The following is a 14,104-nucleotide window of genomic DNA, read 5'->3' on the forward strand; positions in this document are numbered from 1 at the left end:
TACAGTTGAACCCAAATTGAAAGGATGATCAAAATGAGTGACAGACAATTATTTACTGATTATTTTTACAATAAGGAAGATTATGACACCCAAGATGGTGGCTACGTTCCTTTAGAAGAACCTAAAGTTCCTCAACAAAAATTGAAAATTCCTGAAGTATTAGCTCCTGACAAGGAAACTGATACTGATATGTACTACACCGTTGTTTCCCAAACTGGTGAAGTTCAATTATTACCAGGGGAAAAGACTAAGACGTGGGGTTACAATGCTCCCCTTCTTGGTAAAACAATTATTTTCAAACGTGGTAAGCATATCCATATTACATTGAAAAATGAATTACCAGAACTAACTACATACCATTGGCATGGTTCTGTAATTCCTGGGGTTGCTGACGGTGGTTGTCACACCCCCGTTTACCCTGGTGAAACCAAACAAATTGATTTTGATATCGATCAACCAGCTGCTACCCTTTGGATGCACGCCCATCCATGTCCATCCACTGCCGAACAAGTTTGGCACGGTTTAGCTACCGCTGTCGTGGTTAAGGATGAAGAAGAAGCTAAGCTCCCATTACCACGGAACTACGGTGTTGATGACATTCCTTTGATCTTACAAGACCGTCGTTTCCACGAAGATAACCAATGGGATTACCAAGCTGATTATGATCCAGATGGTGTTGCTGGACCAACCCCAATGATTAACGGAACCATCAATCCATACTTTGACGTTACTACCCAAAAGGTTCGTCTTCGGGTTCTTGATGGTGCTAACCGAAGAGAATGGAGACTCCACTTTAGTGATGATTTGAAATTCACCCAAATTGCAGGGGACGGTAGCTTGTTACCCCACCCCGTTGACTTTACGAAGGTTTTAATTGGTTGTGCTGAAAGAATGGAATTTGTTGTTGACTTTGGTCAATACAAGCCTGGTGATGAAGTCGCCCTATACTCTGATAACGTTCCAATCGTTCGTTTTAGAATCCACGAATTCGCCAAGGACGATACTGAAATTCCAGAAACACTGACTAGCACCCTTCCAGATCCAGAAGTAACCCCTGATGCACCAATTCGGAAGGTTGTAATGTCTGGAATGGACGAATCAGTTGCCCTTAATGGTAAGAAATTTGATATGAGTCGGATCGATACCAAGACCAAGTTGAACAACGTTGAATACTGGGATGTTACTAATTCTAATGATATGGATGGTGGGATGCTTCACCCTTACCACATGCATGGATGTGTATTTAAAGTCGTTTCTCGTGATGGTAAAGCTCCTCATCCAAATGAACTTGGCCTTAAGGATACGATTGAAGTTAATCCTGGTGAAACTGTCCGTCTTAAAGTTTGGTTCCCATGTGTTGGAGTGTTTATGTACCATTGCCACATCATTGAACATGAAGATGGTGGGATGATGCTTCAATTTGAAGTTCCAGATCCAAAGCATCCAGATGAATTACCACAACCATTAATGGATCACCATACATTAATGAGCGCCTTCGCAAAGGAACGGGGCGTTAAGATGGAAGACCTTCATTTAGGTGGAATGGAATCTTATCATAAAATGAACATGAAAATGTAAAAATTGTTTGACATTCCATTGAAAAAATATTATAGTAATAAAGATGGAAAAAAGAAAAGATTACTAAATCGGAGGTGGACAAAATGACAGAATTAACATTTGATCCTGGAGCGACGAGTGAGTCGATGATGGGAAAGTCGAAGTCATTTAATAAGTCGCCAAGGAGTTTTCATGGTAGATAATTAATGACAGCCGATTTTCCCGAAAAACATTAATTTAATTGTTTTAATCTAATCAATCTTTTTCATATTGAAAAAGTAATTATCAAGCAATCGATGGTTAAAATAATTACGAAGCGTGTCCTATAGGAAAATTAGTTGTTGTTGATTATCTCGGTGTCTTCAATTATTCTAAGGTATTGACGTACTTATAATTGAAAAGGTAATCACGTTGCTTATGATGCTCTACTAGATGGGGAACCATTTGGGGAGGTACTGAACAACAATTTTAATTTTAAACTAAATTTTAATTTTACATTTTATCTGATAAACTAAAAAAGCATTCAAACTTTTGTTTGAATGCTTTTTTAGTTCTTAATTTTTAACTGGTAAGTATTCTTGAACATACTTATCGGACTGTTCTGAATTGAATTCTCCTTCAGACTTTCCAATAATAACGGTAGCAAGTGAATTCCCAACCACATTAACTGCGGTCCGCCCCATATCAACAATTCGATCGATTCCAGCAATAAACGCAAGGCCAGTTACTGGAATCCCAACTGTAGAAACAGTTGCAAGCAACACCACAAATGATGCTCCAGGGACTCCTGCCATTCCCTTAGAAGTAATGACTAATACCAATAACACCATGATTTGTTGGCCAATTGATAAGTGAATATTATAGGCTTGGGCAAGAAAAATAACTGCTAATGATTGATAAATTGCGGATCCATCAAGGTTAAATGTATATCCAGTTGGAATTACAAATGAAACAATCGATTTATCAACCCCGAATTTCTGCATTTTATCAATTAACCTTGGTAATGTTGCTTCCGAACTAGCAGTTGAAAATGCTAATACAATCTCATCTTTAATTACAAATAAAAGGTTTTTAAGGCTAAATCCGAATAGCTTTGCAGCTAATCCCATAAATACTAAGATAAATACTAACATCGTCGCATAGGCTAAAAATACAAAGTAACTAAGTGGCGCTAATGCCCCTACCCCCATTTGTGCAAGGGTCGCACCAATCAGTGCACAGACCCCGATCGGTGCTAAACTCATCACCCAGTTAGTAACCTTAAACATTACTTCTGAAACAGCAGTTAGAAAATCAATAATGATCTTACCACGTTCACCAATTGCGGCAGTTCCTAGTCCAAAGAATACTGAGAAAACAATCACTGGCATCATATTGCCATCACTTAATGATTTAAAAATATTCGTTGGAATCAAGTTCATAATCGTTCCCCAACCGCCACTTTCCTTAGCAGCATTGGCAGTTGATACATACTTACTAATGTCCTCACCCTTTAAGGCATGAATATTAATAAAGTCACCTGGATGCGTAAAATTAGCAACTACTAACCCCAATGCAATTGCAATCGTGGTCATAACTTCAAAGTAGATGATGGTTTTTCCACCAATTCGCCCTAGCTTTTTAATATCACCAATACTGGCAATTCCAACAGTTAAACAAGAAAGAACGATCGGCAACACAATCATTTGAATCAGATTAATGAACATCGTTCCAATATTAGACATTGTAGTAATCGCCGTTTGATTCTGGTAAAAGACAATTCCTAATACAATCCCTAACACTAATCCAATCATGATTTGCCAACCAATCGTTAGCTTAAACCTCTTCATAAAAATCCTCTTCCCATATTAATATACTATATGTAAATTATTATCATTATAATTTGCATGACTTATTATATTTTATCATAAATAGGTGATATTTTTGTATATTTATTAAAACAAATAAAAAACATCCGTAAAATTAATTACGAATGTTTTTTGTTTGCGTGGCAACGTCCTATCCTTGCAGGGGGCGATCCCCCAACTACTTTTGGCGCTCAAAAGCTTAACTTCTGTGTTCGACATGGGAACAGGTGTATCCTTCTGGCCATCATCACCACACTATTTATCTGTGAGAACTTCGTTCTCTCAAAACTAGATAATATTTTATTCTTCCATGAGAACAACCTTACTTGGTTAAGTCCTCGACCAATTAGTACTGGTCCGCTCCATGCATCACTGCACTTCCACTTCCAGCCTATCTACCTGATCATCTTTCAGGGGTCTTACTTCCATAAAGGAATGGGAAATCTCATCTCGAGGTGGGTTTCACACTTAGATGCTTTCAGCGTTTATCTCATCCATACATAGCTACCCAGCGATGCGCCTGGCGGCACAACTGGTACACCAGCGGTATGTCCACTCCGGTCCTCTCGTACTAAGAGCAGCTCCTCTCAAATTTCCTACGCCCGCGACGGATAGGGACCGAACTGTCTCACGACGTTCTGAACCCAGCTCGCGTACCGCTTTAATGGGCGAACAGCCCAACCCTTGGGACCAACTACAGCCCCAGGATGCGATGAGCCGACATCGAGGTGCCAAACCTCCCCGTCGATGTGAACTCTTGGGGGAGATAAGCCTGTTATCCCCAGGGTAGCTTTTATCCGTTGAGCGATGGCCCTTCCATACGGTACCACCGGATCACTAAGCCCGACTTTCGTCCCTGCTCGACCTGTATGTCTCGCAGTCAAGCTCCCTTCTGCCTTTACACTCGTCGAATGATTTCCAACCATTCTGAGGGAACCTTTGGGCGCCTCCGTTACTGTTTAGGAGGCGACCGCCCCAGTCAAACTGCCAACCAGACACTGTCTCCCACCACGATCAGTGGTGCGGGTTAGAGTGTTCATACAGCGAGGGTAGTATCCCACCAATGCCTCCATCGAGACTAGCGTCCCGACTTCTATGGCTCCTACCTATCCTGTACAAGCTATACAAACACCCAATATCAAGTTACAGTAAAGCTCCATGGGGTCTTTCCGTCCTGTCGCGGGTAACCTGCTTCTTCACAGGTATCTCAATTTCACCGAGTCTCTCGTTGAGACAGTGCTCAGATCGTTACGCCTTTCGTGCGGGTCGGAACTTACCCGACAAGGAATTTCGCTACCTTAGGACCGTTATAGTTACGGCCGCCGTTTACTGGGGCTTCGTTTCTGGGCTTCGCCGAAGCTAACTCATCCACTTAACCTTCCAGCACCGGGCAGGCGTCAGCCCCTATACTTCATCTTACGATTTTGCAGAAACCTGTGTTTTTGATAAACAGTCGCCTGAGCTTTTTCACTGCGGCTGCACATAGTGCAGCACCCCTTCTCCCGAAGTTACGGGGTCATTTTGCCGAGTTCCTTAACGAGAGTTCACTCGCTCACCTTAGGATTCTCTCCTCGACTACCTGTGTCGGTTTGCGGTACGGGTAGTTAACTACTAACTAGAAACTTTTCTCGGTAGTGTGACATCAACGACTTCCCTACTAAATTTCGGTCCTCATCACACCTTGTCAACGCGGTATTAAGCATTTGACTCAATACCTGACTTAGTGCTTGAACATCCATATCCAACAGGATGCTACGTTTAGCCTCCTACGTCCTTCCATCGGTCAAACATAGTTAACTAGTACAGGAATCTCAACCTGTTATCCATCGCCTACGCCTCTCGGCCTCGGCTTAGGTCCCGACTAACCCTGGGAGGACGAGCCTTCCCCAGGAAACCTTAGTCATTCGGTGGATCAGATTCTCACTGATCTTTCGCTACTCATACCGGCATTCTCACTTCTAAGCGCTCCACCAGTCCTTACGGTCTGGCTTCATTGCCCTTAGAACGCTCTCCTATCACGCAACATAAGTTGCGTCCACAATCTCGGTAATATGCTTAGCCCCGGTAAATTTTCGGCGCAGAATCACTCGACTAGTGAGCTATTACGCACTCTTTAAATGGTGGCTGCTTCTGAGCCAACATCCTAGTTGTCTATGCAACTCCACATCCTTTTCCACTCAGCATATATTTAGGGACCTTAATTGGTGGTCTGGGCTGTTCCCCTTTCGACGGTGGATCTTATCACTCATCGTCTGACTCCTGGATATAAATCAATGGCATTCGGAGTTTATCTGAATTTAGTAACCCAAGACGGGCCCCTCACCCAAACAGTGCTCTACCTCCATGATTCTCGACTCCAAGGCTAACCCTAAAGCTATTTCGGAGAGAACCAGCTATCTCCAAGTTCGTTTGGAATTTCACCGCTACCCACACCTCATCCCAGCACTTTTCAACGTACACGGGTTCGGCCCTCCGGTGTGTTTTACCACACTTTCAGCCTGGACATGGGTAGATCACCTGGTTTCGGGTCTATCACAACATACTATATCGCCCTATTCAGACTCGCTTTCGCTACGGCTCCGACTTTTCATCTTAACCTTGCATGTTATCATAACTCGCCGGTTCATTCTGCAAGAGGCACGCTATCACCCATTAACGGGCTCTAACTGCTTGTAGGCACATGGTTTCAGGAACTATTTCACTCCCCTTCCGGGGTGCTTTTCACCTTTCCCTCACGGTACTGGTTCACTATCGGTCACTAGGGAGTATTTAGCCTTGGGAGATGGTCCTCCCGGATTCCGGCAATGTTTCACGTGTATTGCCGTACTCAGGATCCTGAACTGAGGGAATTAGATTTCGTCTACAGGGCTATCACCTTGTGTCGCAGAACTTCCCAGATCTTTCGACTATCTAATTCTTTGGTAACTCAAATGTTCAGTCCTACAACCCCACCGAGTAAACTCGATGGTTTGGGCTGTTCCCCGTTCGCTCGCCGCTACTGAGGGAATCGAATTTTCTTTCTCTTCCTGTGGGTACTTAGATGTTTCAGTTCCCCACGTCTGCCTTTCAATGAGTATGAATTCGTCATTGAATAATAAACGATTAAATTTATTGGGTTTCCCCATTCGGAAATCTCCGGATCAAAGCTTACGTACAGCTCCCCGAAGCATATCGGCGTTAGTCCCGTCCTTCATCGGCTCCTAGTACCAAGGCATCCACCATGCGCCCTTAATAACTTAACCTATTACCACTTAGTGGTATTTGGTTAATTGAGTAAATACGAATAAAACTAATTTAAAAAACTCAAAATAACGCGGTGTTCTCGGTTGAAATTGTATTTAATACAATTCAATAATTTGGAAAAATTAAAATATTATCTAGTTTTCAAAGAACCAAGTATTATGACACTTACGTGTCAATGGAGAATAGCGGGATCGAACCGCTGACCTCCTGCTTGCAAAGCAGGTGCTCTCCCAGCTGAGCTAATTCCCCATACCATTTAAATTAAATCAATCAACAAGTGATTAATAATGGGCCTAAATGGACTCGAACCATCGACCTCACGCTTATCAGGCGTGCGCTCTCACCAACTGAGCTATAGGCCCAAAGAAGCGTGGTTCCATAGTTTGAGAGTAGACCTCTCAAAACTAAACAAAACTATGACTGTGTAAAGTTCCGAATTATTCCTTAGAAAGGAGGTGATCCAGCCGCAGGTTCTCCTACGGCTACCTTGTTACGACTTCACCCTAATCATCAGTCCTACCTTAGGCGGCTAGCTCCTCAAAAGAGGTTACTGCACCGACTTTGGGTATTACTAACTCTCATGGTGTGACGGGCGGTGTGTACAAGACCCGGGAACGTATTCACCGTGGCATGCTGATCCACGATTACTAGTGATTCCAACTTCATGCAGGCGAGTTGCAGCCTGCAATCCGAACTGAGAACGGCTTTAAGAGATTAGCTTGACCTCGCGGTTTCGCAACTCGTTGTACCGTCCATTGTAGCACGTGTGTAGCCCAGGCCATAAGGGGCATGATGATTTGACGTCGTCCCCACCTTCCTCCGGGTTTGTCACCGGCAGTCTCACTAGAGTGCCCAACTTAATGCTGGCAACTAATAATAGGGGTTGCGCTCGTTGCGGGACTTAACCCAACATCTCACGACACGAGCTGACGACAACCATGCACCACCTGTCATCCTGTCCCCGAAGGGAACGGCTAATCTCTTAGCTTTGCAGGAGATGTCAAGGCCTGGTAAGGTTCTTCGCGTAGCATCGAATTAAACCACATGCTCCACCACTTGTGCGGGTCCCCGTCAATTCCTTTGAGTTTCAACCTTGCGGTCGTACTCCCCAGGCGGAATGCTTAATGCGTTAGCTGCGGCACTAAAGGGCGGAAACCCTCTAACACCTAGCATTCATCGTTTACGGCATGGACTACCAGGGTATCTAATCCTGTTTGCTACCCATGCTTTCGAGCCTCAGCGTCAGTTACAGACCAGACAGCCGCCTTCGCCACTGGTGTTCTTCCATATATCTACGCATTTCACCGCTACACATGGAGTTCCACTGTCCTCTTCTGCACTCAAGTTTCTCAGTTTCCGATGCACTTCTCCGGTTAAGCCGAAGGCTTTCACATCAGACTTAAAAAACCGCCTGCGCTCGCTTTACGCCCAATAAATCCGGACAACGTTTGCCACCTACGTATTACCGCGGCTGCTGGCACGTAGTTAGCCGTGACTTTCTGGTTAAATACCGTCAAAGCTTGATCATTTCCTATCAAACTTGTTCTTCTTTAACAACAGAGTTTTACGAGCCGAAACCCTTCTTCACTCACGCGGCGTTGCTCCATCAGACTTGCGTCCATTGTGGAAGATTCCCTACTGCTGCCTCCCGTAGGAGTATGGGCCGTGTCTCAGTCCCATTGTGGCCGATTACCCTCTCAGGTCGGCTACGTATCATTGCCTTGGTAGGCCATTACCCCACCAACAAGCTAATACGCCGCAGGTCCATCCTAAAGTGATGCAAACGCATCTTTCAAACAAAAACCATGCGGTTTTTGTTGTTATGCGGTATTAGCACTTGTTTCCAAATGTTATCCCCCGCTTTAGGGCAAGTTACCTACGTGTTACTCACCAGTTCGCCACTCACTTCGATGTTAAGTCAAGTTAATGCAAGCATCAACTATCATTAACGGAAGTTCGTTCGACTTGCATGTATTAGGCACGCCGCCAACGTTCGTCCTGAGCCAGGATCAAACTCTCATCTTATGATGAAAAGCTTAACGTTAGCTCTTCTTAATATTTGTTACTTTTTAAAGCGAATTGACTTCGCATAAGTTTTTTGTACTTCATTTAAAATGAAGTTCCTTACACATTTTTTGTCATAATTTTGTTCAGTTTTCAAAGATCTACTTTTGTGCGTCGCTCTTAACGACAACTATTTAATAATATCAAATTGCTAACTGGATGTCAACGATTTTTTAAAATTAAATTTTGAATTATCAATCGCAATCGCTTTAACGCGTTGCTCAAATGACAACGTTTTATATATTATCAATTATTCAAATATAAGTCAACATGTTTTCAAACTTTTTTTCAAATTTATTTTCAAACTGATAAATCAATACTCTATTAACTTTTTACAAACTTGTATTTTAATCCAATCGGCAGCTTAAAAAATAATGTATACTAAAAAATAATTATCACGATTGAAATCGAAGGAGAATTTAAATGGAAGAAGTTGTAATCGTTAGCGCAGTTAGAACCCCAATTGGTAAATTTGGCGGAAGCTTAAGTAAATTATCAGCCGTCGAGCTTGGAACCATCGTTACTAAGGAAGCAATTAAACGTGCGCACCTTAACAATCATCAAATTGATCAAGTCATCTTTGGAAACGTCCTTTCAGCAGGAGCGGGACAAAATATTGCCAGACAAATTCAAATAAACGCTGGGATTAGTGAAACTAAAACTGCATTCACCGTAAATCAAGTCTGCGGTTCCGGGCTTCGTGCAGTTAGATCGGGACAAGCAGCGATTGCAGTCGGTGATGCAGACATCGTCGTCGTTGGTGGAACAGAAAGCATGTCAAATGCACCATTCATAAACAAAGAAATGCGTTTCGGCCATAAACTTGGTGCAATTACAATGGAAGATACTATCCAAACAGACGCTTTATTAGATGCTTTTTCTGGTCAACCAATGGGTGCTACCGCAGAAAAGGTAGCTGAGCAATTCAACATCTCAAGACATCAGCAAGATGAATTTGCTTATCAATCATATCAAAAAGCAATCCTGGCACAAGATAATAACTACTTTAAAGACGAAATCGTTCCCATCAAATTAAAAAATGGCGTAATCATTAAAGATGATGAAAGCGTTCGCCGTGATACAACCATGGAAAAACTTGCTAAACTGAAACCAGTATTTAAAAAAGATGGTAGCGTCACCGCTGGGAACGCAGCCAGTCTAAACGACGGTGCTTCTGCACTCGTTTTGATGACTAAAAATAAGGCCGACCAATTAGGAATTGAGCCGCTCGCTACCATTAACGGCTACCAAGAAACTGGCATTGATCCATCCATAATGGGATACGCACCATATTATGCAATCAAACAATTGGTGGATGCTCAAGGAATTAACGTTAGTGACTTCGAGCAAGTCGAACTAAATGAAGCGTTTGCAGCTCAATCACTTGCAGTTATTAATGATCTAAACATTGATCGTAACCGTGTCAATGCAACGGGTGGTGCCATTGCCCTGGGCCATCCCCTTGGTGACTCCGGTTCTAGAATCATCGTTACATTAATCAACAACTTAAAACGTAATCATCAAAGTAGAGGTCTTGCAACCTTATGTATTGGTGGTGGAATGGGAATGGCAATGGATATTTCCATTTAGTCTATAATTAACCGTTAAATCTTTTTGATTTAACGGTTTTTGTTTAACTAGTTTCTGTTAAGAGTCATTACTGCATGGTAAAATTAAAGTAGTTGAGTGACTCAATTATATTTATCGAGGTGATTAAGTACATGCCAGTCAACACAAGTTTTTCAGCAATAATCGTAATGGGTGCCCAAAACATATATGTGCAAATTATTGATTTAAATAATTCCCAAATTGTGGAGAACACTCGTTATGATATCGACCTTGGAGAAGATGTTTTCTCCGAAAGAGTTGTTCATAGTAATACCGTAAACGAAATCGCAACTGCTTTAAAGGTAATTCGGAACCTACTTGATGAATATCAAGTTAAGTCCTATCAATTCTATGCAACCCATGCATTTCACGAAGCCAAAAATTCGGAATTCGTTAGGGAACAATTAGAAGAACGGAGTCATTTCGATATCCAATGGATTAGCCAAAGCCAAGAAGCACTTTATCGTAATCTGGCTACTAATACTTATCTAAAGGATTTTGACCAAATTACCCAGAAAAATACTCTTTTGATCGACATCAGTTCAGGAAGCGTGGAGCTGATCGCCTATAAACATGGTAAATTCACATCATCTAGGACCCTTAAACTAGGCCCACTTCGGGTTTATGAATCAACACGTGATATTAAGGAGTCTGCTCCCGACTACTTTGCAATCTTACGAGACTACATTGACAGTAGATTAATTGATTTTGTTAGATTCCTCCCTGATATCGAAAAAACTGAAAATGTTATTTTAATGGGTTCATCGATATCAATTTTAAAGCCACTAATTAGTGACCTGCATAAAACACTCAAAATCTCAATTAACGAATTTAATGTCCTTTATAATGAAATCAAGAAAAGCAACGACCAGATGCTGGTACAAAAATACGATGTAGATGAAAGCGACGTTCCGCAAATCTTGCCCATTATGACAATGTTGCACGAACTATTTAAAAACTTTAATACTAAGCATCTATGGGTATCTGATCTGAAATTCATCGATGGCTTATCTTATGATTTAATTTCTAAAATTAGTGGCAATAAGAAAAACGATGCGTTGAAAGATCAAATTTTAATTTCAGCTCACAATTTAGCTAAACAATATCGGGTCGAGGCGCGCCACCAAGAATTTGTTGAAAAATTTGTTATGAAGCTCTTCGACGAACTCAAGTTTCTCCATGGTTTAAACGCTAGAGACCGCCTCTTATTAGAAATATCGGCCATTGTGGATGACGTTGGTTCTTTCATCAACAATCACAATCACTATGTTCATTCAGAATATATTATTCAAAACTCAGAAATCATTGGACTCTCGGAATCAGAACTCCGCATGGTTGCCGCAATTTCTAGATACCACAGCCATAAGGCAACCTCATCAGCTTTAAAGCATCTTGATAATCTAAATATTGACCGTCGAATGAGGATCATGAAAATGGCTGCCATTTTAAGAATTGCTGATGCATTAGATGCTAGTCGGAAACAAAAAATCAAGTCCATTGAAATTGGTACTGGCGATCCCACTCAAGTAATCATTACCGCAACTGCAGATCAAGAAATTGAATTAGAGAAGCTCAATTTTAACCGTAAGGGAGCATTCTTTGAATCCGTATTCGGTGTTAAACCTACATTGAAAGGAAGATTAAAAATATGAAGTTCGATAATCCAGAATACTTCAATAGCCGTGAACTAAGTTGGCTCGATTTTGACAGCCGCGTTTTAGATGAAGCCAATGATACTACTAACCCCCTCCTTGAAAGACTAAGATTCTTGGGAATTACCCAGAGTAATCTAGATGAATTTTTCAACATTCGGGTTGCATCCCTGCATAAACTCGTTTCAGTTGGCTACGAAAAACCAGATGCAGCTGGTCTTACCCCATTACAACAACTAAAGGGGGTTTCCAAAAAGGCCCATGCGTTAGTTGATAACCAATACAACATCTTATTTAAGGACATCCTTCCTAAGATGGCGAAACGCAACATCCACCTGCTTAAAATGGATGAACTCAATAATCGCCAAAAGGATTTCTTGGATGACTACTTCCACCAAAAATTATATCCAGTTTTGACCCCCCTTGCAGTCGATGTTTCAAGACCATTCCCATTCATTGCCAATAATACGTTGAACATCGCATTGATCATTACCAAAAAGGGCCACAGCAAACAGGAATCATTTGCTACCGTTCAAGTTCCAGATGTTTTCTCACGGGTCATCAAATTACCAGATGCCGTAAACGACTTCGTACTCCTTGAAGAAGTTATTAAATACTACGCTGGGGAATTATTTGTTGGCTATACTGCACATGATTTAGCATGTTTTAGAGTTACTCGGGACATGGATATCGAAGCGGATGAAGATACATCTGACTTAATGCGTGAAATCAAGCATGAACTGCGTCAAAGAGAACGGGGGCAGGTAATGCGACTAGAGATTGAATCTAGTATGAGCAACCGCCTTCGCGATCGTTTGATCAATGAATACCACCTTGATTACGATGCAATTTACGTTGTCGATGGTCCAATTGACCTTACATTTGTCAGCAAGTTGATTAAACAAGTTACTTACCACCCGAACTTGCTCTTCCCTAAATTTACACCGTACTTCCCTGCTCCACTTAAGGATGAAACGATGTTTGAGGCAATTTCTAAAAGTGATGTCTTTGTCCACCACCCCTATGATTCCTTCCAACCAGTATTGAATTTCATTAACCAAGCAGCTAACGATCCAGATACTTTAGCAATTAAGATGACTCTTTATCGGGTTTCACCTAATTCCCCAATTATCAAATCACTAAAGCGGGCTGCACAAAATGGTAAACAAGTTACCGCATTGGTGGAACTAAAGGCTCGATTTGATGAAGCTAACAACCTTCATTGGGCAGATGAACTAGAACGGGCTGGTTGTCACGTTATCTACGGACTAGTTGGTTTAAAGGTGCACAGTAAATTAACCTTGATCGTTAGAAAAGAAGAGGATGGAATCAAGCGTTACATGCACATGGGAACTGGTAATTACAATGATGTTACCGCTAAGCTATATACCGATATGGGAATCTTTACCGATAACCAGGAAATGGGAATTGATGCTACTAACATCTTTAACATGTTATCAGGATTTTCAGAACCCCCTTACTTCCATAAACTGACCATCTCCCCTAACGGAATCAGAAATTACCTAATGGAACGTATCGATGATGAAATTGAAAACGTGAAGGCTGGTAAGAAGGGTTTCATTCAAATGAAGATGAATTCACTTTCTGATACAATTATCATTAAAAAGTTATATGAAGCCAGTGCTGCTGGAGTCAAAATTAACTTAATCGTTAGAGGAATCTGTAACTTACGGGTTGGAATCAAGGGAGTTAGTGATAATATCACCGTCCATTCACTAGTTGGCCAATTACTTGAACACAGCCGAATTTATTATTTCTACGCTGATGGTGAAGAAAAGGTATTCCTCTCTAGTGCTGATTTAATGAAGCGAAACCTCAGCCGAAGAGTGGAATTATTATTCCCAATTCTGCAGGATGATATCCGTGAACATATTATCAGAATTTATGATATCCTTTGGAATGACAACGTTAAAACGCGGGTGCTACAACCAGATGATACTTGGCCACATGCGAAAGCAGACGATCAAGAACCATTAAACGCACAGTCATTCTTAATCGAAAATCGTAAAAAGATTGCTGATTCATTGTTCGATCATGACTTTAAAAAACCTGCTAAACGGAAAAACACTAGATTCATGCCAATTCGTAACCATAATGGAAGGAAGCTTTAGT

The 14,104-nt window shown here is 41.6% G+C and carries 5 protein-coding genes, 2 tRNA genes and 3 rRNA genes; 4 read left to right on the plus strand and 6 right to left on the minus strand.

What is annotated here, in order from left to right; genetic code table 11:
* Positions 1–33: 33 nt before the first annotated feature.
* Positions 34–1,578 carry a multicopper oxidase family protein gene (locus tag ACSVI6_RS00770; RefSeq protein ID WP_491719823.1) on the plus strand — a complete coding sequence of 515 codons (1,545 nt, stop codon included), beginning with the start codon at positions 34–36 and terminating at the stop codon, positions 1,576–1,578.
* A 533-nt stretch (positions 1,579–2,111) separates the two neighbouring features.
* On the opposite strand, the gene ACSVI6_RS00775 is transcribed toward ACSVI6_RS00770, so the two are convergent.
* The 6 genes from ACSVI6_RS00775 to ACSVI6_RS00800 form a co-directional block, all read right to left on the minus strand.
* Positions 2,112–3,386, minus strand: coding sequence for a dicarboxylate/amino acid:cation symporter (locus ACSVI6_RS00775; protein ID WP_491716836.1), 1,275 nt, complete (start codon positions 3,384–3,386; stop codon positions 2,112–2,114).
* 156 nt (positions 3,387–3,542) lie between these two features.
* Positions 3,543–3,659: ribosomal RNA gene (gene rrf, locus ACSVI6_RS00780) — 5S ribosomal RNA — on the minus strand.
* A 71-nt stretch (positions 3,660–3,730) separates the two neighbouring features.
* Positions 3,731–6,646: ribosomal RNA gene (locus ACSVI6_RS00785) — 23S ribosomal RNA — on the minus strand.
* 177 nt (positions 6,647–6,823) lie between these two features.
* Positions 6,824–6,896 (minus strand) — tRNA-Ala (locus tag ACSVI6_RS00790).
* 39 nt (positions 6,897–6,935) lie between these two features.
* Positions 6,936–7,009: transfer RNA gene (locus ACSVI6_RS00795), tRNA-Ile, on the minus strand.
* Positions 7,010–7,095: 86 nt separating this feature from the next.
* Positions 7,096–8,672, minus strand: a 16S ribosomal RNA gene (locus ACSVI6_RS00800).
* Together the 16S, 23S and 5S rRNA genes with 2 tRNA genes alongside form the textbook arrangement of a ribosomal RNA operon.
* A gap of 462 nt (positions 8,673–9,134) precedes the next feature.
* Between ACSVI6_RS00800 and ACSVI6_RS00805 the strand changes: the two genes are divergently transcribed.
* The 3 genes from ACSVI6_RS00805 to ACSVI6_RS00815 all read left to right on the plus strand — a co-directional run bounded on the left by ACSVI6_RS00805 (position 9,135) and on the right by ACSVI6_RS00815 (position 14,103).
* On the plus strand, positions 9,135–10,301 hold the full coding sequence (locus ACSVI6_RS00805; RefSeq protein ID WP_491720743.1) for an acetyl-CoA C-acetyltransferase: 1,167 nt from the start codon (positions 9,135–9,137) through the stop codon (positions 10,299–10,301).
* A 131-nt stretch (positions 10,302–10,432) separates the two neighbouring features.
* Positions 10,433–11,971 (plus strand): Ppx/GppA phosphatase family protein, encoded by a 1,539-nt coding sequence (locus ACSVI6_RS00810; RefSeq protein ID WP_491720744.1) that lies wholly within the window; start codon positions 10,433–10,435, stop codon positions 11,969–11,971.
* The gene (locus ACSVI6_RS00815) at positions 11,959–14,103 is read left to right on the plus strand and encodes an RNA degradosome polyphosphate kinase (protein ID WP_491720138.1); all 2,145 of its coding nucleotides are present in this window, start codon (positions 11,959–11,961) and stop codon (positions 14,101–14,103) included. The genes ACSVI6_RS00810 and ACSVI6_RS00815 overlap by 13 nt, the downstream gene beginning before the upstream one ends.
* The last annotated feature ends 1 nt before the right edge of the window (position 14,104 follow it).

The organism is Nicoliella sp. ESL1106 (assembly GCF_058509965.1).